The 19,839-nt window shown below is 45.5% G+C and carries 18 protein-coding genes; 14 read left to right on the plus strand and 4 right to left on the minus strand.

What is annotated here, in order from left to right:
• The first annotated feature begins 24 nt into the window (after window positions 1-24).
• From ahpF to ACJJIN_RS09385, 9 genes are all read left to right on the plus strand, one after another.
• Window positions 25-1,575 carry an alkyl hydroperoxide reductase subunit F gene (gene ahpF / locus ACJJIN_RS09345; RefSeq protein ID WP_444897830.1) on the plus strand — a complete coding sequence of 517 codons (1,551 nt, stop codon included), beginning with the start codon at window positions 25-27 and terminating at the stop codon, window positions 1,573-1,575.
• Window positions 1,576-1,876: 301 nt separating this feature from the next.
• Window positions 1,877-2,854: a right-handed parallel beta-helix repeat-containing protein gene (locus ACJJIN_RS09350; protein WP_444897831.1), complete on the plus strand. Its 978-nt coding sequence runs from the start codon at window positions 1,877-1,879 to the stop codon at window positions 2,852-2,854.
• 461 nt (window positions 2,855-3,315) lie between these two features.
• Window positions 3,316-4,254 carry a right-handed parallel beta-helix repeat-containing protein gene (locus tag ACJJIN_RS09355; RefSeq protein WP_444897832.1) on the plus strand — a complete coding sequence of 313 codons (939 nt, stop codon included), beginning with the start codon at window positions 3,316-3,318 and terminating at the stop codon, window positions 4,252-4,254.
• A 400-nt stretch (window positions 4,255-4,654) separates the two neighbouring features.
• Entirely contained in the window at window positions 4,655-5,542 is an 888-nt protein-coding gene (locus ACJJIN_RS09360; protein ID WP_444897833.1) for a hypothetical protein, read from the plus strand.
• 360 nt (window positions 5,543-5,902) lie between these two features.
• On the plus strand, window positions 5,903-7,360 hold the full coding sequence (locus ACJJIN_RS09365) for an alpha/beta hydrolase family protein (RefSeq protein WP_444897834.1): 1,458 nt from the start codon (window positions 5,903-5,905) through the stop codon (window positions 7,358-7,360).
• 59 nt (window positions 7,361-7,419) lie between these two features.
• Window positions 7,420-8,526, plus strand: coding sequence for a sensor histidine kinase (locus ACJJIN_RS09370; protein ID WP_444897835.1), 1,107 nt, complete (start codon window positions 7,420-7,422; stop codon window positions 8,524-8,526).
• A 3-nt stretch (window positions 8,527-8,529) separates the two neighbouring features.
• Window positions 8,530-9,246, plus strand: a complete 717-nt coding sequence (locus ACJJIN_RS09375; protein WP_444897836.1) for a LytR/AlgR family response regulator transcription factor — start codon at window positions 8,530-8,532, stop codon at window positions 9,244-9,246.
• Window positions 9,247-9,528: 282 nt separating this feature from the next.
• The gene (locus ACJJIN_RS09380; RefSeq protein WP_444897837.1) at window positions 9,529-10,032 is read left to right on the plus strand and encodes an ester cyclase; all 504 of its coding nucleotides are present in this window, start codon (window positions 9,529-9,531) and stop codon (window positions 10,030-10,032) included.
• A 117-nt stretch (window positions 10,033-10,149) separates the two neighbouring features.
• Window positions 10,150-11,433, plus strand: coding sequence for a condensation domain-containing protein (locus tag ACJJIN_RS09385; protein ID WP_444897838.1), 1,284 nt, complete (start codon window positions 10,150-10,152; stop codon window positions 11,431-11,433).
• 291 nt (window positions 11,434-11,724) lie between these two features.
• On the opposite strand, the gene ACJJIN_RS09390 is transcribed toward ACJJIN_RS09385, so the two are convergent.
• Complete coding sequence (locus ACJJIN_RS09390; RefSeq protein WP_444897839.1) at window positions 11,725-11,901, minus strand: SDR family NAD(P)-dependent oxidoreductase; 177 nt, start codon at window positions 11,899-11,901, stop codon at window positions 11,725-11,727.
• A gap of 342 nt (window positions 11,902-12,243) precedes the next feature.
• Between ACJJIN_RS09390 and ACJJIN_RS09395 the strand changes: the two genes are divergently transcribed.
• The gene (locus ACJJIN_RS09395) at window positions 12,244-13,485 is read left to right on the plus strand and encodes a patatin-like phospholipase family protein (protein WP_444897840.1); all 1,242 of its coding nucleotides are present in this window, start codon (window positions 12,244-12,246) and stop codon (window positions 13,483-13,485) included.
• A 49-nt stretch (window positions 13,486-13,534) separates the two neighbouring features.
• Here ACJJIN_RS09395 and ACJJIN_RS09400 read toward each other — a convergent pair whose 3' ends face one another.
• From ACJJIN_RS09400 to ACJJIN_RS09410, 3 genes are all read right to left on the minus strand, one after another.
• Window positions 13,535-15,268: a SulP family inorganic anion transporter gene (locus ACJJIN_RS09400; RefSeq protein ID WP_444897841.1), complete on the minus strand. Its 1,734-nt coding sequence runs from the start codon at window positions 15,266-15,268 to the stop codon at window positions 13,535-13,537.
• A 91-nt stretch (window positions 15,269-15,359) separates the two neighbouring features.
• Complete coding sequence (locus ACJJIN_RS09405) at window positions 15,360-15,773, minus strand: protein tyrosine phosphatase family protein (RefSeq protein ID WP_282932133.1); 414 nt, start codon at window positions 15,771-15,773, stop codon at window positions 15,360-15,362.
• 55 nt (window positions 15,774-15,828) lie between these two features.
• Complete coding sequence (locus tag ACJJIN_RS09410; RefSeq protein ID WP_444897842.1) at window positions 15,829-16,707, minus strand: MBL fold metallo-hydrolase; 879 nt, start codon at window positions 16,705-16,707, stop codon at window positions 15,829-15,831.
• 92 nt (window positions 16,708-16,799) lie between these two features.
• Between ACJJIN_RS09410 and ACJJIN_RS09415 the strand changes: the two genes are divergently transcribed.
• The 4 genes from ACJJIN_RS09415 to ACJJIN_RS09430 all read left to right on the plus strand — a co-directional run bounded on the left by ACJJIN_RS09415 (window position 16,800) and on the right by ACJJIN_RS09430 (window position 19,822).
• A complete protein-coding gene (locus ACJJIN_RS09415; RefSeq protein WP_282932131.1) occupies window positions 16,800-17,114 on the plus strand; it encodes an ArsR/SmtB family transcription factor in 315 nt (104 codons plus the stop codon).
• A gap of 4 nt (window positions 17,115-17,118) precedes the next feature.
• Window positions 17,119-17,562 carry a YeeE/YedE family protein gene (locus tag ACJJIN_RS09420; RefSeq protein ID WP_444897843.1) on the plus strand — a complete coding sequence of 148 codons (444 nt, stop codon included), beginning with the start codon at window positions 17,119-17,121 and terminating at the stop codon, window positions 17,560-17,562.
• Window positions 17,559-17,996 (plus strand): DUF6691 family protein, encoded by a 438-nt coding sequence (locus ACJJIN_RS09425; RefSeq protein ID WP_444897844.1) that lies wholly within the window; start codon window positions 17,559-17,561, stop codon window positions 17,994-17,996. The genes ACJJIN_RS09420 and ACJJIN_RS09425 overlap by 4 nt, the downstream gene beginning before the upstream one ends.
• A gap of 95 nt (window positions 17,997-18,091) precedes the next feature.
• A complete protein-coding gene (locus ACJJIN_RS09430) occupies window positions 18,092-19,822 on the plus strand; it encodes a SulP family inorganic anion transporter (RefSeq protein ID WP_444897845.1) in 1,731 nt (576 codons plus the stop codon).
• The last annotated feature ends 17 nt before the right edge of the window (window positions 19,823-19,839 follow it).

The following is a 19,839-nucleotide window of genomic DNA, read 5'->3' on the forward strand; positions in this document are numbered from 1 at the left end:
AATTGTTAGAGAAAGGACACACCGATGTTGGACGCAAACCTGAAAAAACAACTGGACACTTACCTGCAGAATATCGTCAAACCGATCGAGATTCGTGTGTCCACAGATAACAGTGAAAAATCCAAAGAGCTGGAGGCGCTGGTAGATGAAATCTCCGGACTCTCCAGCAAAATTACTGCACAGCAGAGTCAAGCCAAGCGCACGCCGAGTATGGCCATCGCCCCTGCCGGAGAGGAACCCCGGGTTAGCTTTGCCGGTATTCCCCTGGGACATGAATTTACCTCACTCGTACTGGCACTATTGCAAGCGGGGGGCCATCCCTCAAAAGCAGACCCGGAGCTACTGGAGCAGGTACGAAACCTGAAGGGTGAATTCCACTTTGAAACCTATATCTCCCTCTCTTGCCAAAACTGCCCGGATGTTGTCCAAGCGCTGAACCTGATGGCAACCCTCAACCCAAACATCACCCACGAAATGATCGACGGTGGCCTGTTCCAGGAGGAAGTTGAAAAGCGCAATGTTATGGCTGTACCTGCGGTTTACCTCAATGGTGAACACTTCGGCCAAGGCAGGATGTCCCTCGAAGAGATTGTTGGAAAACTGGATACTGGCGCAGCCGAGCGTAAAGCTGAAGAACTGAATGAAAAAGCACCCTACGATCTTTTAGTGATAGGGGGTGGCCCAGCGGGCGCAGCGGCTGCTATTTATGCCGCTCGCAAAGGCATTCGCACTGGCATAGTGGCAGAACGCTTCGGCGGCCAGGTAATGGATACCGTAGGCATCGAGAACTTTATCTCTGTACCTTATACCGAGGGCCCCAAGCTCGCAGCCAGCCTTGAGCAACACGTAAAAGAGTATGGTGTTGATATCATTACCGATCAACGCGCAGCCAACTTGCGACGCAACGAAATGGTAGATATCAAACTACAAAGCGGTGCTACCCTATCCAGCCGCTCTGTAGTATTGGCTACCGGTGCCCGCTGGAGAGAACTGGGGGTACCTGGCGAAGCGGAGTACCGCACCAAGGGCGTAGCCTACTGCCCCCATTGCGACGGCCCCTTCTTTAAAGGTAAGCGCGTAGCTGTTATCGGTGGCGGCAACTCGGGCATCGAAGCAGCGATCGACCTCGCCGGAATCGTCGAGCACGTCACCGTACTGGAGTTCGCCGATAAACTGCGTGCAGACGAGGTGCTGGTACGCAAGGCTCAGTTAATGGATAACATTGATATTATCGTCAATGCGCAAACCACCGAAGTACTCGGCGACGGCAACAAAGTTAACGGCCTGGCCTATACCGATCGAGAGAGTGGTGAAAACAAGCAACTCGACCTGGCAGGCGTCTTCGTACAGATTGGCCTGGTACCCAATACGGAGTTCCTTAACGAAACCGATATAGAGATGAATCGCATGGGCGAAATCGTGATCGACGAGCGCGGCGCAACTTCAGTCCCCGGCGTCTACGCCGCCGGCGATGCGACCACTGTCCCCTACAAACAGATAGTGATCTCTATGGGTGCAGGTGCAACTGCTTCGCTGGGCGCATTTGACTACTTGATTAGGTCTTCGGTTGAATAACACCAAAGCGTTAAAAAGGGCCAGTCATTGACTGGCCCTTTTTTATATTCACTTTAAGCATGGACAATATAGGAGAACAGATTTCAAGCTAAGACCTGAGCCCACATAAAATATCATGCGCCATTTATAAACCTATATTTATAATGGACACTAAATCCGCACCTTTAATTTATATATATTATTAACAAACCAAAAACAAACTGATTAAACCCTATAAAATACCACTTGGCATCACCTATCAATTACTAATCGAAAGAAAACTTTAGAGTAAATAATAGACTCATTATCTTGGGAGCCCCCCATGAAGAAGCCAAGCCTAACGCTATTTTTAACCCTGCTACCAACCTTTGGATTACCTTTAGCCTCAAACAGTTTTGCTGTGAGCTGTGGTGACACGATTACTACCCAGGAATCCCTCACAGAAGACCTCTCCTGCGAAACCAATCCAGCCCTCACAATTGACGGCCCCGGTGGCGGGCTGAACTTAAATGGGTTTACTGTTACCTGTATAGAACCATTACATGAGGGCATCTATCTAACAGGGCTAGCTGCAAGCCTGTTTAACGGCGTAATAGACAATTGCAATGACTCAATAGCACTTACGGAAGATGGTGTTCATTTTGTCAGTGATATTGAGATTAACAATCTTGTAGGTGTGGGCGTACGTATTGAAAGTAACAGTAATTTTGTTACCGGCATCGTGATACCTTTTAATGGTACGCAATATGCAATAGGCATAGAAACAGCTAATCCCGCAAGCCTCAATCAGATCACTGGAAATTTTCTAGAGTTCCCGGGATTTTCAGGAATATATATCGAGGGGCGAAGCAATACAGTCACCGGAAATGAAATTCTTAACCCTGGTGATTTTGGCATAGCTCTTGATTCCGATGGAGGGAGCAACTTAATCCTACTTAACACTATAATCAGTGACAGTAAAGCGAGAATATTCAACACTCTCAATGGCGATGGAGATGTGGGAATATCTGTAAGTTCAGATTCAAATCTCATTTCTCAAAATAGTATATCGAACAGCACCACTGGAATCAGAATCAATAACAGTGACAGCAATACAGTAAGCAGCAATGAAGCTGACAATAACACTGACTATGGCATAGTGATCGAGGGAACTAGCGCAGAATTCAATAACATTTTATCTAATACAGCCAATGACAATGGTATATTCGACCTTTACTCCCCTGATGATCCGAACTGCACATCTTCGAACAACTGGATTGGCAATAGTTCTACCATTAATGACCCTAACTGCTTGGATTGAGGCTTTGCCAAACTAAATCCATAAAATTATCTAGTTAAGCAATAGCCGAGCGGTATATTGCTTACTTATAAAGTATAAAAAAGTAAAGAATCTCTTAGCAATCATTCGTAGCCAATACTCCCCGATAACGGATTGAGAGTGAAATCAATACTCACATCTTCATAGCCCCCAAACTACAACCATGCCAGCACTAATGGGATAAAGCTAAAACTGACTTCTACCAGAAAAAAAGTATTACGCAAAAGTTCCAGACACCCATAAACCTTACTGAAAGTAAGATTCAATATTTACAATGGGTTTTAAAATCAAAGCCATAATTTAAATTAAATATTATCGAAAACAAATAAAAAAGCTAATAATAGTAAAAGTAACGCTAGCCCAGCTTACGCACTCATCCAATCTAACCATAGAAAATGAATCACCCTCAATAACATAACAACCGCGAACAAGGAATGGAAAGTATGAAAAAACTAAAATTAGCCCTTGCCTATTTTCTTTTGCCCGCTGCTGGAATAGCAATTTCCTTCGAAAGCTATGCTGTTAGCTGTGGAGATACCATTACCTCCCAAGAAACACTGACTCAGGACTTAGTCTGTGCCACTAATCCCGCACTAACAATTACCGGTCCCTTGGGCGGACTTGATATGGATGGATTTACTGTTACGTGCTCTGCCTCAACAGACGACGGCATACTCCTAAATGGCCTATCTGCTAGTTTAACCTCTGGAGTTATCGATAACTGTAACAACTCTATTATGTTACAAGACGATGGGTCCCACTATGTTACAAGTGTTGATATAGATGATCCTGATGGAGTAGGAGTACTTATTTCAAGCGATAGTAACTTTGTCACCGGCATCCAGATACAATCTGATGGCGTAACCTCCGGAAATGGTATAGAAACTGAAGATCCCGCTAATTATAACCAAATCATCGGAAATACTATCGATAGCACCGGTGGAGATGGAATATATCTAGAGGGAATCTCAAACAATGTTACTAGCAATATAATCACAAATGCTGGTGGTGACGGTGTTGATTTCGATCCCGATGGTCGTTCAAATATCCTTATATTGAATGTTATTGATAACAGTACAGACGTTGGCATTGAGATAGATTCCAACTCTAATCTCATTTCTCAAAATGTAGTGACAAATAACGTGACAGGTATCAGGGTTGAGAGCGCTGATAACAACACCATTAGTGTAAATAGTGTAAGTGATAACAATGACTACGGAATATCTATTGAAAGTGGAAGCGCCGACGGTAATACCGTCTTATCTAACTCCTCCTTAAACAATGGGATCTTTGACCTTTACTCACCCAACGATCCAACTTGCACTGATAACACCTGGATAGGTAATACTTTTGTTACCCGTGACCCTTCATGTTTAGAATAAATTAAACCCTAAATAACTCAAAACTAAAGGCGATAATCAAGTTCTGTATCGCCTTCTCTCAATGACTATCATTTGGGCAATAGAATACCTTGTAAGTTAAATCATACATTGTTACCGGCAGTCCTCTATCAAGCTTTCTTCAGCAAGAATTTCAAACCGACAATAAGTAAAACCTCCCATTAAACTAATGTCCCACTAAATCAGCACTTACCTCTCATAGCATCTATCTAGGCCATCTATCAAACTCATACTTGTATCAACCCCATTCACAAGGAGTACGTGCCAGATTGTCGGCCAAATTCCGATGATCAGGCTAGTGAACGGTGATTGATACGACCTCAACCTTGAAAATGCAATGGAAAACGACATTGGTCGTACAGTCTCATCACTAAAGGAGTTTATGATGAAGAATATTGCACCTCTAGCCGCCAGTATTGCCCTGGCAATCATTAGCCAGGGCGCTATCGCCGACACCAATACTGCAACGGTTTACCAAGAAGGTCTTGGGAACACTGCAACAGCTGATCAAAGTGATCCAACCGCCACAAACAATACCATCGATCAAACTCAGATCGGTGATAACAACACCAGCTATGCGGAGCAATCCGCTAACAGTGATGGTGGCACGATCATTCATAACCAAACTGGCGATATGAATACCGCCGAGTCCTATCAGGATAACTCTGTAGGCGCCTATATCGAGATCAATCAGGGTGACAACAATCAGTACGTCTTCACTCTCCAGTCATTTGTTGACGGTAGCACCATGTCCATTACCCAAGATGGGGATGGCCACAGTGCAACCTTAACTCAAACCAATAGTACCGATGATGTTATTGTGGTGACTCAAGCTGGGGTAAACCAAACCGCATTTGTTACCCAAACACTGACGTCAAACAGTGAAGTCTATGTAGATCAGCTCGGCGACTCCAACCTGGCGACCCACAATCAAGTCAATGGGGACTCCCACTACTCCTACTCATATCAGGACGGTACTACCAACACCCTAAATGTGATTCAAACCAACGATGATCACGAGAGCAACCTCTGGCAAATTGGCGACAACAATGTGGCCATTCATAACCAGACGGGTTCAGATCACTACGCACTGACCGAGCAGCTCGGAACTTCCAACTTTGCCAATATTACGGCAACAGGTATTGGTTCTTCCGCTCAAACTTACCAAAATGGTGTGGGTAACGCCCAAACAACAACGCAAATTGGCGATGCGCAATCTGCTTTTGCCAATCAAACCGGAAACGCAAACGTAGGTGTGATTCTACAGTAAACGCTTCATCTCGCAGTGCTGCCCATAAATGGGCAGCACCCATGGACTCATTGGCACCGAAAGACCATCTTCCAAAGAGTTATTTCCGAAACAACTCTTCCCTTACATCCACATACCTAGCAATAACCCAAGTTCTTTACCAACTTATATAGGCGACTTCGTGTTCGTCATAGGTACAATCCGCACCGTTAGTTAGTCTCTCCGTCCCATCTATCAGGATAAGTCGCCTCTATCTGATGACGCAACATACCTTTACCCCACGCATAACTAGACAAAGGATAGCCAAGACTTCCTCGCCGTTCAGCAGCCCTATTCGCCACTTATCCTAATTTTAATCCAGAAGAAAAAGATTCCTCTAAGATGGCAAGCATTCAGCAGGTGAACACAGAGAGAATAGTTGTGCGATATATTCAAACTAGATTTTCAAAGACAAACGCAAAGTTAAAGTCGCTTTTCTTAGCCGCCGGCCTGTTTTCTACTACAGCAAGTGCTGGTGGCATTGATGGAGAATGGAAGGCCACTATCCAAACAGAGAGTGACAAGGTACTTCCGATTGTCCTCCATTTTGATCAGGATAACGATAAATGGACGGGCGTACTGGATAGCCCTTCACAAAATGCCTATGGCATAGAGATGTCATCCTTGGACATTAGCGGCAACAACATATCCTTCGAAATTGAAGACTTACAAATCAGCTACGAGGGGGCGTACAACCCAGTAGTTGAGCTTATGTTCGGATCATTTACTCAAGGGAAGTCACAGACTCTTAACTTCAGAAAGATAAATACTGCTAAACCGGATAACCGTCCACAAATACCAACAGGCCCCTATCCCTATACTGTTGAAGAGGTAAGTTTTAAAAGTACAATCACAAATAATATAATCTCTGGAACATTGACCAAACCAAACTCAAGGATAAAAGCTACTGCGATCCTGATTAGTGGTTCGGGGCCGCAAGACCGGGATGAAACCGCATTCGGCCATAAAGCATTTGCGGTAATTGCCGACTATTTAACCCGGCAAGGGTACGCCGTATTGCGTTATGATGAACGAGGAATTGGTGACTCTACCGGGAGTTTCTCCACGGCAACTACCGAAGATTTTGCCAATGATACCAGTGCAATTGTGGATTATCTGAACAGTCGTAACGATCTCCCCAAGGGTAAAACGGGCTTGATTGGGCACAGCGAGGGGGGGATGATTGCCCCCATGGTAGCCAGCAATCGTGATGATATTGCGTTTACAATTCTTCTCGGCGGCCCAGGGGTTAAAATGCAACAGCTCTTTTTCGACCAGTGGCACAGGGATAGAAAGCACAGCGGTGTGACTGAGAAAAACCTACAAGAGTTACGCAAGCTTGATAAAATTATTTTTGAACAATTTGCTCGTCTTCCCATAGGGGGAACTATCAGTGATGGCTTACATCAAGCTCTTCATAAGAGTGTTAAACTCGAAGGCTTGGAAGGAGGCAAACTGGAAGCTCAAGTTGAGGTACTTAAGAAACAGTATTCCACCCCTTGGTTTCGTTATGCATTGAACTTCAACCCTGAGCCCTATTTAGAGGGTACAAAATGTCCTATTTTGGCTCTTAACGGCTCACTGGATTTTCAAGTTGATGCGGAAATGAACTTAGGCAATATAGAAAAGGTGTTGAGTAAATCCAATCATAAGGATTATGAAATTATTGAACTCGATAAAATGAATCATCTCTTTCAAACAGCCGAAACCGGCAGCTATGCCGAGTATGCGGAAATAGAGGAAACCTTTTCCCCTATTGCCCTCGAGATGATGTCAACCTGGCTGAACGAGAGATTCTGATTTTAACTAAACTCTGTGGCCCCAGAACAAGGGGCCATTTTATTAACATGTATTAATTTATGAAGTTACTGAAGTCCCCCGCACCTACGACAAAATTCTTAGCGTATCATTTTGGCGGCTGGCTAATATTCGCCCTAGTGAACTCCATTTCTCGCGGATTACTTACCGATGAAAATTTTGAGCAACTCGCCATACATGCACTCACCCTGATATTAACCTGCGGAGCTTTAACACTAATCATCAGAGAAATGATTTATCGCTTTGACCTCTTAGATAAAAACTGGAGGCAACAGTGGCCCTACTTTTTTCTATCCTCAATCTCACTTGCATTTACCTGTGCCTATATTTCAGTTATTTTTCTATTCTCATATTATAATTTAATGGGGTATGCCATTCCCGAATCAATTTGGCACAACGTACTTGGCAACTGGCTTATCATGACTATTTTATTAGTAAGCTGGACCCTGATTTATGTTACAGCAGTTAATCAAGACCGTTTACTCAAAGCTGAACAGGAAGCCATTCAACTTAACCTACAGCTCAATGAGGTTAAAATGGCAGCACTTATGGGGCAGCTTAACCCACATTTCCTTTTCAATGGACTAAACAATATCCGGGCCTTAATTCTCGAGGATGCTACTAAATCAAGAACGATGCTGACAAACCTCTCTGATCTACTGAGATATACATTGATGGCGCATAAACAGAAAACCGTGCCACTCAGAGATGAGCTGGAAATTGTTTGTCAATATATCGACCTCCTCAAAATACAATATGAAGATCGTTTGACTTTCAACTTGATAACTGATCCAGAATTGATGGGAGAACGAATCCCTCCTCTTATTATCCAACTGCTTACAGAAAATGCGATACGCCACGGAATTGAAAAGTCCAAGCATGGCGGTGAAGTAACCATCAGAGTATCCCATGAAGAGGAACACCTAGTCATCACGGTAGCTAACCCAGGGACCTTAGAACTAAACGCACCTCTAGAAACAAAGCCCAGCAAAAAGAAAAATGAAAATACCGGATTGGGGCTAGCTAATATAAAAAAACGATTGACTCTTCAATATGGTAACAACACATCCTTCCAGATAAAGCAACAGGGGCAGCAAGTTATTGCCCAATGCCATATTCCTACTTCATCTCTACAGTTGGCGGTATAATAAGTGAAAGCCATTATTATTGAAGATTCCAGACTCGCTCGCAATGAATTGAGAGAGCTGTTAAAGCCTCACAAAAATATTAACTTAGTTGCAGAGGCAAAAGATTGTGAGCAGGCAGTTTCTCTGATTTTAAAAGAACAACCAGACTTACTTTTTTTAGACATTAATCTACCAGATGGGACAGGCTTCGATATACTAGAACAGCTTGAAACTGCACCCCAGGTTATTTTCACAACGGCTTATGACGAATACGCCATACAAGCATTCGAAGTCAACGCATTAGACTACCTCCTCAAACCAATCAACCCGGAAAAATTAAAGCGAGCGCTTAACAAAACACTAAGTGATTCTCCTTTACAGGATGATAATCACTTATCGAACTACCTAGACACCAACAACAAGATCTTTATCAAGGACGGAGAGCGCTGCTGGCTAATAGAAATAGGAAATATCCGTTATTTTGAAAACTGTGGAAATCATGCCCAAGTATTCTTTGATAACAACAAGCCGTTTATTTATAAATCATTATCTAAAATTGAACAGCGTTTAAATCCTGAGGTTTTCTTTCGCGCCAACCGCCAGCAAATCATAAACTTGAATTTTATTCAGGATATTCAACCATGGATCAATAGTGGGCTACTAATAACAATGACCGATGGAAAAGAAATAGAGGCTGCAAGACGCCCCGCTACTCGCTTACGGGAAATGCTAAGTTTGTAGGTCGGCCGTATAACCTGCTGCCAGGTACCATGCTGGCAGCAGCATCTCTATTACTCACCTCGTATAAATACTCTGCTGCTAATCTGAAACATCAATTTTAGCGGCATACTTTTAATCCAGTAAAGTCTAAAGATGGACAGCTTGCCAAGCTACCTGAATATCGATTCACCTTATGAAATATGCGTCCATAATAGGAGATGACACAATTCTTTACTCATTTTTAATGTCGTTTACAAGACGTCCTGAAACACACCCTAATTTATGTAGAAAGGAATCTATCAAATGTTCAAACGAGCTTCCTGTTTGGTTTTAACAGCCCTTTTATTCAGTATCACCAATTTGGTGGCGGCACAGCCAAATAACTTAGAAGAGAATAAAAAACTCGCAATGCAAGCTGTGGGGTTATGGCTAAGCGGCAATAAGATAGATCCCAAGACAATTTTATCTCCTAACTATATAAATAACCTGGATTCTGCGACAACGGATAGCGCAGGCCCACAAAAGCGTAACCTCAAACAATTTGAAGAAGAGGTGGCTAAGTTTCACAAGGCTTTCAAAGACATCAAGGCGGTCAGTACCAAGCAAGTAGCTGAAGGAGATTTAGTCGCAACCCATGTTACAGTCAGCGCTAATCATGTCGGCTCGTTTATGGGGGAATCTCCAACCAAAAAAACAATCACCTGGGATGCCGTGGAATTCTCCAAGATTCAGGACGGCAAAATAGTCGAAGCTTGGGTCACTTGGGATAAATATGGATTCCTAAAGCAGCTTGGTGCACTGAAGTAGTCAATTGCGGAGTAATACTATCCTTGACAGCAAGTCAGGATACATTCCCGAATGCGGCATTCATGCTGCTCTGACCCCAAATAATCAAGATCGTCGATATTTTGATCGGTGTCTTTTATGAGTTTAGAAACTCCATCTCGAGAACTTGGCCCACAAGAGGCCTTATTTATAGAGATGACAAGACTCTCCTATGGTGGCTTACAATTTGTTTCTTTCATTAGAGTCTGCAAATCGTTAAGTGTTGACACTTTACGCACAGGATTAGAGTACCTACACAAACGCCACCCTCTTCTACGCGCTCGTATCCAAAGAGGGGAAAAACTTCGCTGGATTTGCGACGTTGACTTCAATGATATTCCATTAAATATATGCCAAGTTGGCGGTACTCTCAATTTAGAGGATGAGTTTAGAGTTCACGGCATAAACTGCCTGGACAGTGAAAAATATGTATACAGCATAAAGCTCTACCTCAATAAAGAAGGTCTCGTAGAGTGGATTTCTGTCATCAATATACATGCAGCATTTGATGGCAGATCAGTAATGACTATATTTTCAGACTTAGACAAATTCCTGCAATCTAACGAAACACTTGAACAGGCCAAGTCACTACCTCTACAAGAGAGTATTGCGAGCCAGCTAGAGTCAGCTGGATACTTTGGAGAAAAAGAGGTCGAGCACAAGAATACCGGAGATTTTAGCTGGCCAGTAGAGAAGCAGGCCCCTCCTACAGAACGTATATCTTGTGCCGTTTCATACCTGATGCCCCCAGAGAAGATCCACAAACTCGCCCAATGGGGCAAGGATAATGGCATTAAAATAACTGCCATTTATTGTGCTATTGCATCCATAGCAGCTCGAGCCATACCTATCTACAAGCATCTAACTGAAGTAATTTTGGCCATGGATGCTAGGGGGTTATGCTCTCCCAATATCCCCATAGGGCACATTGGAGCGTTTTCAGAAACTACCAGTTTAAAATTACCTGAAAACATTGAGTCCGCTGAGGTTATCGAAGTTGCTAAACAACTTCAACAGCAGATTCTTTCAGTTCTCCTCAAGCAGAGCCCTATGACAAAAAACCTAAGTTCTGACTATAAGATGGATGATATCACTCAAATGGCTTCAGAGATAACAGCCCAACAGAAGTCATTTCCAGCAGGTATTATTGTTTCCAATGTGGGCAGTATGCGCTTACTAGCTGATGAAATGCAGTATTTTGAGATCCAAAAGCCTATGATCACCCTAACCAATGGTATAAACCCAATCATGGCAGTAACCTACACCACCTACCGCAATGCTGTTTTTGTCTTTGGGTATTGTGAACCATTGATTAGCAGACATAGTATCGATTTATTTGTTAATGAATATATGCGTATATTAAATAGCCTTATTTCAGAATAGTATTCCATTCGATAAATTACTTTAAGTAAACAGCCTTGAAAGGGAAACCCTGAAAATAACCATCAAAAAAGCTAAACTCTCATACAACTAAGCACCTCACAAACCCGCTAAAAATCAACCTATTTTTGAGGTGCCAAGCAACTATTTATATTGGCAAATCTACTTAAGCTGAAACATATTGCTCATCCCATAAGCTGAATAAATTTCTTGCATCGCCTCTTCTGTAGCTTTGTTAATTCTCTCAATAGTTGGATTTAAGCCTGTGCCATCAACAGTTGCTCTAAATGAATGCTAACCAGGCTGAACAATCAGAGACTGAATGCCAAATTGAGCCAGCTCCACGCGGTAGTTTTCTCCGATTCCCTCTATTGCGTGCTTGCTAGCATTATATGAGCCAAGAGAAGGTAATACGAATTCCCCCAAAACACTTGATATCTGGACAATAGCTCCATTACCATGCTGTTTCATTTACTTCAAGACCGTATGAATTAGTTGTTACAATCCAAACACATTAATTTCAAAAACCAAGATACATAATCTAGCTGCATTACTTCCACTAGATATCATTGCATATGCTATATCAATAGAAAGGCGGAGCTTACCAGCGTCGGATTTCGAGACAAGTCACCACCAACTAGAATAATTACACTTTCTACTTAAGCTACGCGTAAGTTCCTTACCATATTGCTTATAGATTTTGATTTATCACCATTCAGTCTTTGAAGATACAAAATAAAAGTTATTATAGCCTTGGGAGTTTGTCTTTAAAAAGGCAAAACCCATGAGGAATAGATGGTTTCTGGGTACAACATGGCAAGTAAGTTCAACGCCTCTTTCAAAAAGACTATTATTACACTTGTGTATATAGCTGTTGGTTATGCTTTTTTCGCCTACGTTTATAACAATTTTTTCACGCAAACAACCACATTCCCCCGAGAGTCGGTCACCTATGATCTTACTCACAATACCGATTATCTCCAGCAAAAAGACACGATTAATATCCTCGTCGTAGCAGGCGGAGGAGTCAGAGGCTTAATTCCTCTACATGTATTGCAGTATATTGAAGACAAATTGGGGAAGCCCCTTGATCAGGTGTTCGACGTTTTTTCAGGGGTTTCCACTGGAGCAATTATCGCAACAGGCCTCAATATTCCTGATGAAGCTATTCCCACCAGAAACGGGCAAAAGCTTTCCCATCTCGACTATCTGGTTGATATCTATGAGAACGAAGTAAATTACCTTTTCTCTCCCCCTTGGTATCACAAGTTCCTAACCGCAGGCGGTCTGTTTTCACCCTCTTACTTTGGCAGCCGATTACATGAGGTAATGGAAAAACATTATACTAAAGACCTTAACTTTACTGAACTTGAGAACTACGTAATCATCCCTTCTTTAAACTTAAAGGACGGACAGATACACCTTTTTAAGAACAAAGGTGAGACGGTCAATTATCTCCCCACCGATCGGCTTTATCAATTAATGACAGCCGCGGTAAGTGCTGAAACGGCTTTTCCGCCTGTCGTATTCAACTATTCAGAAGATGAAGGTATCCAGCATTGTGAGCCTGAATTTGCAGAGTCGGAAAACGAATCCCAATGTGTCTTTGCAGATGCAGCTATAGCTATGAACAACCCGGCCAGTATGATTCTTCGAGATGTTATCAACGAATTTCCCGATAAAAATTACTACATCCTGGTATTAGGTGCTGGTAGCCCTCGACTCCTTAGCTCAACAACAAACTACGATACCCTGAAAAACTGGGGACAAATAAACTGGTTTCGAGATGCGCTAACAAATATGCAGCGCTCAATGGATACACACCAGCTCCACACACTGGAAATTGCAAAGTCTTTATCTGAAGAAGGGAGGATAGAATACGACTATCTAAATATCGAAATTCGAGAGCCTTTTATCGGCATATTTGAGCACAAGAAACTCCCAAAGTTAAAGGACTATTCGGACCAACTAATCAAAGACAATCAGGTCCAAATCGATCTAATTGTCGACCATTTAAAAAGTGAGAGCATTAAAAATTCAAGTGATAAGTCTTGACAGGTGACTCTTAAATCAACATGGGGAAACCTAGAAGGTTTCCAGGTATCTATGTGTTACCTCCTTGCCCTACCTGTATATTTACAAATGCCTGGTACTGACTTAAAAATACTTCGCCAGAGAGCTTTTGTAAAAAGCTACTTTTCTCCAAACGATCCATCACCGGACCTTTAACTTCAGAAAGATGAAGTCGAACATCTCTATTAAGTAAGATACTGTTTATACTTTCCAGTACTTCCAAGGCACTCCAATCAATTTCATTAACGGCACTACACATCAGGATCACATGCCTGACCTGGGAATTGCCTCCTAGACGGCTATAAATACGCTCTTCCAATGTACTTATATTAGAGAACATCAGACGGCCATCTACTCTAAAAGTAAGAATCTCAGAAGCAGTTTTAACTGGGTGTCGATCTATATTGCGGAAATGCTCAGTGCCTTCGATTAATCCTACCTCTGCAATATGAGGCTTTGATGCGCGCCAAACGAATAATAATAGCGATGCACCCACTCCACAGAGCACGCCCGACTCAACGCCAAATAATAGAGTAACGAAGATTGTCACCGCTACAGCAAGAAAATCCGCCTTGGAAAATTGCCAAGTTTTGCGCAAGATAGAAAAATCTACCAGTGAAAGTACTGCAACAATAATAGTGGCAGCGAGAGTAGCTTTCGGAAGAAAATATAGTGGTGACGTTAGAAAAAGAGCCGTGAATCCAATGCCTATTGCGGCAAATAGGCTGGCAAACTGTGTTTGTGCTCCCGCGTCAGCATTTACAACTGAGCGTGAGAAGCCACCACTTACCGGAAATCCACCAGAAAAACCTGCCCCAACATTCGCCAACCCTAAAGCCACCAGTTCTTGGTTGGAATCAATTCTTTGTCTACGTTTTGCGGCTAAAGTCTTTGCCACGGATATCGATTCTACATAGCCGATGATAGCAATCATTAGCGCAGGTAACGCAAGTGACTCAAATAGGGAAACCGACAGCTTTGGCAAGCTAAATTGAGGCAGCCCCGAAGGAACACTGCCAACAAGGGCTACTCCCCATGCTTCAAGGTTAAAAGTATATGAGAAGTACACGGTTATCAGCACTGCTACTGCGGGGGCTGACTTAGACAGAAGATTAGCGGTATCAGCTGTGATTCCTAATCTTTGCAATAGTTTTGCCGCACAAGCTCTAGATAGGTATAGAAATAGCACCACCCCCAAACCGACTAACAAGGTCAACTGATTATAGCCACCCAAGTTTTCAAACAAGCCAGGCAACAGCTCTAATATTGTATCTCCATGGACCGATAGCCCCAGCAATTGGGTAATCTGATTAAGTGCAATTAATAATGCAGAAGCAGTTATAAAGCCGGAGATTACTGGGTGTGATAAAAAGTTAGCGAGAAAACCTAACTTTAATATACCTAATACAGTGAGAATTCCCCCGGACAAGAGCGCCAATATCGCTGCTGCAGTGAGGTAATCTACCTCACCGCTCGCTGTTACCTTTCCAAGAGCAGCGGCGCTCATTAAGGAGATTACCGCTACAGGTCCTACGGATAGGGTTCGACTACTACCGAACAGGCCATAGACTAGCAGCGGAACAATACTCGCATAGAGGCCCACCTCAGGTGGCAATCCGGCAAGCAAAGCGTAAGCTAGGGACTGGGGAATAAGGAGCACGGTAACAATTGAGGCCGCCAGTAGGTCCTGGGTTAGCAGCTGCCGATTATAGGAGTGAATAGTAGCCAGAATGGGAAACCATCTGGTGAGATGCTGCATCGCCATGATCTGTTTTCCGCTCTGGCCTTACGGCCTGAGTTCTATCGCCTTAGAAGAAGGGTTTGAATTGCAGCACCGAAAGTGCTGCACTTTAGAGCTAGGGTTCAATCGATATCAGCACAGCGCCAATATCAAATCCTGCGGCCTGGGCCTGGGAATTGAGCTGCTTTTTATCTGCCCCCATCAGGATCTTGGCACCGGCCCATACCTGGCTGGAACGATTTCCCGTCCGGCAAAACGCGTGCACTTTGTCTCCTTCCTGCAAAACATCACGAAATGCCTCGCAGTGATTTCGCATCATACGTCCGCGAGTAAAAGGTATAGCCACAAATTTAATGCCCACCGCTAATGCGGCCTGCTCCATTTCCACATAGGAAGGGTGAGTCTCACTCTCACCTTCCGGGCAATTGCATACTACAACTTGCACCCCACTCTGAGCCAATGGCACCATACTTTCACAGGCTATATGCTCAGAAACGCTCACCTGTTCATCTAATTGTTTAATATTCATTGTCACCTCAGTTCTATGCATTCAACTGAATAAATATATCGATCAATAATTTCGTCTAAAGCTGATTAAGCGGCACTTTCAAATAAACTGTACCATTCGATTCTGCCGGGGGCATTTGCCCCGCACGAATATTCACCTGCACAGACGGTACTATCAGCCGCGGCACAGATAAAGTGGCATCACGCTTGCGGCGCACCGCGACAAAATCTTCCTCGGCAACCCCATCGCGCAAATGAATATTCTCCCTGCGTTGCTCTCCCACGCTGGTCTCACACTGATAGCCCCGCTTACCTTTAGGCGGGTAGTCGTGACACATAAACATGCGGGTTTGGTCGGGGAGGGACAAGATCTTACGCACTGAGCGATACAGCTCTGACGCATCGCCGCCGGGGAAGTCACATCGCGCACTGCCAACATCCGGCATAAATAAGGTATCGCCAACAAAAAGCGCATCGCCGATTAGCCAGGCCATATCTGCGGGGGTGTGGCCGGGACTGTAAATCACTTTCGCTGTCAGCTTACCGACCTGGAAAGTTTCACCATCCTTAAAGAGATGATCAAACTGACTGCCATCTGCCAGGAATTCCCGCTCAAGGTTAAATACATCGCGGAAGATTTTCTGCACCTGGCAAATGTGTTCACCGATCCCGATACGCCCACCCAATTGCTGGCGTAAAAACGGTGCCGCTGATAAGTGGTCAGCATGGGCATGAGTCTCCAGTATCCACTCCAGAGTCAGGTCTTTCTCTTGAATAAATGACACCAGCTCCTCAGCACCTCGGCTACTGGTGCGACCCGAGGCTGAATCAAAATTCAGCACAGAGTCCACAATAGCGGCGGAACCCCCTTCCCTGTCGTACACCACATAGCTCCAGGTTTCTGTATCCCGATCCAGGAACGGCTGTACCCGGGCACAGTGTTCTTCATGAGCCATCTTCTGCTCTCCCGTATTCACTACACCAACAATATACAATGTGATATTATATAAAACAATATATTGTAATTGTGTAAATTGATTTAGTTCCTATGCCTGATACTGAACATCTCGATCTCAACAAAATGCGCGATTCCGCTGGCCAAGCGGCAGCGATGCTGCGCTCCCTGGCCAATCAGGACCGCTTGCTACTTCTATGTCAGCTCAGCCAGGAAGAGTTAAATGTAGGCGAATTGGAAGAGCGCCTGGGTATTCATCAGCCAAGCCTGTCCCAACAACTGGGGGTCCTCCGTCGCGAAGGCCTGGTCGAAACACGCCGCGAAGGAAAAAACGTCTTCTACCGGGTTGCAGACCCGCGAGTACTCGCCCTGCTGCAAACCCTTTACCAGCTCTACTGTGCGGAGTAATCCCATGACCATCGATTGGACCGCTTTCACCCCGGGCACTGCACTCGCCGGGGGGCTACTGATTGGCCTCGCCAGTGCCGCTTTACTCGCCTTCAACGGTCGTATCGCAGGTATCTCCGGCATCATTGGCGGACTGCTTGACCAAATCCAGGGTTCCCTGTGGCGCCTGGCCTTTATCGGGGGGCTATTGATAAGCCCTCTTGCCTGGAAAATCTTTGCAACAGTGCCCGACATTGATATCCAGGCAGGTTATCCCACCTTAATTGCAGCGGGATTACTGGTGGGCCTGGGCACGCGGATGGCTTCCGGTTGTACCAGTGGCCATGGTGTTTGCGGCTTGTCCCGACTCTCCACTCGCTCGCTAACCGCCACCCTGACATTTATGGCTGGGGGCTTCGCAACCGTGTTTCTAATGCGACACCTCCTGATCAGCCAGCTGGGGCAATGATGATGAAAACCAATATCAGTGCACTTTTGGCCGGGCTCACTTTCGGCCTGGGGTTATTGCTCTCCGGTATGGCCAACCCGGAGAAAGTTCTGGGCTTCCTCGATTTAGCCGGCGCCTGGGACCCCTCTCTGGGACTGGTGATGTTTGGCGCTATCGCCGTGGGCCTGCCACTATTCCATTTCATCAGACGGCGGGGACAGTCTATCTGGAAGCAACCGCTTCACCTGCCGGCAAGTAACCAGGTTGATCGCCGATTGGTATTGGGCAGCCTTCTATTTGGCGCCGGCTGGGGACTGGCGGGGTTTTGCCCCGGACCGGCGATTGTCGCTACCGGGGCGGGACAACTTAAAGCGGTAATTTTTGTACTCGCCATGCTCACGGGTATGGGGATATTCCAACTCTTCGGGATCAAGCGTACTGCCGCAGTGGAGTAACTTGCGCCCAAGCACAACGGTGAGGCAGCCGCCGTCTATCTTGTTTGAGCAGTTCACACAATTGCGGCAGGAAGAGAGCGGAAACAAGTGTAAGGATGCGGCTACTCCACCTAATCCCTCCATGGCTTCGACGCTACCAGCCCAAGTGGCTGGTGGGAGATAGTGTTGCCGCCCTCCTGGCCAGCATGATGCTGATCCCACAGGCCCTCGCCTATGCCGCACTTGCCGGCCTACCCCCATATCTAGGGCTCTACGCTGGGCTACTCCCATTAATAGGATACGCACTGTTTGGCTCCAGCTCAGTGCTGTCCGTCGGCCCGGTGGCCGTGCTCGCCCTAATGACCGCTTCAGCTCTCACCCCCATAGCCTCACCGGGCAGTCCCGAGTACATTTCCGGCGCCATATTATTAGCACTCTTGAGTGGAGTAATCCTGCTATTAATGGGGTTTCTTGGCCTCGGTAGCCTCGCTAACCTCTTGAGCCTTCCGGTTGTTGACGGTTTTGTCTCCGGCGCCGCGCTGCTGATTATTGCCGGGCAGTTTGCCCCCTTGCTGGGAATATCAAGCAATGGCGATACGGTTCTCGAGATATTGATCAGCACCTTTAACCACCTGCCCGAAACCGATCGGGAAGCAGCTCTGCTAGGGCTCATTGCACTGGCCAGCTTAATTGCCGCCCGTCTAGGTTTGCCCTTCCTGTTCAGGAAAATCGGGGTCGGCCCAGCACGATCCAAATTGCTTTCGCGGTTGGCGCCCATGCTTATCGTGGTGATTGCCATTGTGCTTACCACTATTTTTCACTGGGAGAAAGAATTACCCGTTGTGGGAGTTATTCCCGCTGGCCTACCGCACTTAAGTATCCCCTCTATTAACCCGGGGCTGATTTACAAACTGCTTTTGCCCGCCCTGATTATTGCCCTGCTCGGCTTTGTCGAAAGCTTATCTATTGCCCACTCTATCGCCCAGCGGCGCGGCGAGAAGCTCAACACTAATGCGGAACTGCGGGGGCTGGGCGCCTCCAACCTACTCAGCGCATTTTCAGGAGGGTTTGCGGTGACCGGCAGCTTTGCACGGACGGCCGTTAACGATGAGAGTGGAGCAAAAACCCCTCTCAGTGGCGTGATAGCCGCAGTGCTAATAGCCCTGCTACTCCTGTATGCCACCAAAGTCTTTACCGAACTGCCAATCTGCGTGCTAGCTGCCACCATCATTGTTGCAGCCGCAAACCTGATCAACTTCCAGGGTATGGCCCACCACTGGCGCTACGACCGCACCGATGGACTGGCTATGGCCGGCACATTTCTCGGGGTAGTGTTTTTTGGCGTGGAAACCGGGATTGCCCTGGGCGTCGGGCTCTCATTCGCCACATTGATCTGGCGAGCCAGCCGGCCACATATCGCTGTTGTGGGGCGTGTACCGGGTACTGAGCAATTCCGCAATGTACTTCGCCATACGGTGAAAACCGACTCTGAGATTTTGTTCCTGCGTATTGATGAGAACCTGTTTTTTAGCAACATCAATGCGATTGAGGAGCGACTTTTTGTAGAGATAAAGCGACATCGCAATACCCGCCATATGGTGCTGATCTTATCGTCTGTTAACCGGATCGACAGCACAGCGATAGAGCGTCTGTTACAAGTAAACCGGGATTTACAGAATCGAAATATCCAGCTGCATCTGGCTGAGGTAAAGGGGGCTGTACTGGATCGCCTGGGCCACTCCAAGTTACTGCAGGAATTGAGCGGCCGCGTGTTCCTCTCCCCCTACATCGCAGAGCTTGCTCTGCGCCACCATCAAATCTCCGATAGCGACAAACCATCCGAATAAGGTTGCGCGACTTGTAA

This window comes from Microbulbifer maximicatervae (SeqCode) (genome assembly GCF_052467505.1).

What these genes read in the sequence shown, in the direction of transcription:
- ACJJIN_RS09380 (WP_444897837.1), top strand. Translation starts at nt 9,529, where the DNA reads ATGTTCAAACGAGCTTCCTGTTTGGTTTTAACAGCCCTTTTATTCAGT.
- ACJJIN_RS09425 (WP_444897844.1), top strand. Translation starts at nt 17,559, where the DNA reads ATGATGATGAAAACCAATATCAGTGCACTTTTGGCCGGGCTCACTTTC.
- ACJJIN_RS09400 (WP_444897841.1), bottom strand. Translation starts at nt 15,268, where the DNA reads ATGGCGATGCAGCATCTCACCAGATGGTTTCCCATTCTGGCTACTATT.
- ACJJIN_RS09390 (WP_444897839.1), bottom strand. Translation starts at nt 11,901, where the DNA reads ATGAAACAGCATGGTAATGGAGCTATTGTCCAGATATCAAGTGTTTTG.
- ACJJIN_RS09355 (WP_444897832.1), top strand. Translation starts at nt 3,316, where the DNA reads ATGAAAAAACTAAAATTAGCCCTTGCCTATTTTCTTTTGCCCGCTGCT.
- ACJJIN_RS09350 (WP_444897831.1), top strand. Translation starts at nt 1,877, where the DNA reads ATGAAGAAGCCAAGCCTAACGCTATTTTTAACCCTGCTACCAACCTTT.
- ACJJIN_RS09405 (WP_282932133.1), bottom strand. Translation starts at nt 15,773, where the DNA reads ATGAATATTAAACAATTAGATGAACAGGTGAGCGTTTCTGAGCATATA.
- ACJJIN_RS09410 (WP_444897842.1), bottom strand. Translation starts at nt 16,707, where the DNA reads ATGGCTCATGAAGAACACTGTGCCCGGGTACAGCCGTTCCTGGATCGG.
- ACJJIN_RS09395 (WP_444897840.1), top strand. Translation starts at nt 12,244, where the DNA reads ATGGCAAGTAAGTTCAACGCCTCTTTCAAAAAGACTATTATTACACTT.
- ahpF (WP_444897830.1), top strand. Translation starts at nt 25, where the DNA reads ATGTTGGACGCAAACCTGAAAAAACAACTGGACACTTACCTGCAGAAT.
- ACJJIN_RS09360 (WP_444897833.1), top strand. Translation starts at nt 4,655, where the DNA reads ATGATGAAGAATATTGCACCTCTAGCCGCCAGTATTGCCCTGGCAATC.
- ACJJIN_RS09365 (WP_444897834.1), top strand. Translation starts at nt 5,903, where the DNA reads ATGGCAAGCATTCAGCAGGTGAACACAGAGAGAATAGTTGTGCGATAT.
- ACJJIN_RS09385 (WP_444897838.1), top strand. Translation starts at nt 10,150, where the DNA reads ATGAGTTTAGAAACTCCATCTCGAGAACTTGGCCCACAAGAGGCCTTA.
- ACJJIN_RS09415 (WP_282932131.1), top strand. Translation starts at nt 16,800, where the DNA reads ATGCCTGATACTGAACATCTCGATCTCAACAAAATGCGCGATTCCGCT.
- ACJJIN_RS09430 (WP_444897845.1), top strand. Translation starts at nt 18,092, where the DNA reads ATGCGGCTACTCCACCTAATCCCTCCATGGCTTCGACGCTACCAGCCC.
- ACJJIN_RS09420 (WP_444897843.1), top strand. Translation starts at nt 17,119, where the DNA reads ATGACCATCGATTGGACCGCTTTCACCCCGGGCACTGCACTCGCCGGG.
- ACJJIN_RS09370 (WP_444897835.1), top strand. Translation starts at nt 7,420, where the DNA reads ATGAAGTTACTGAAGTCCCCCGCACCTACGACAAAATTCTTAGCGTAT.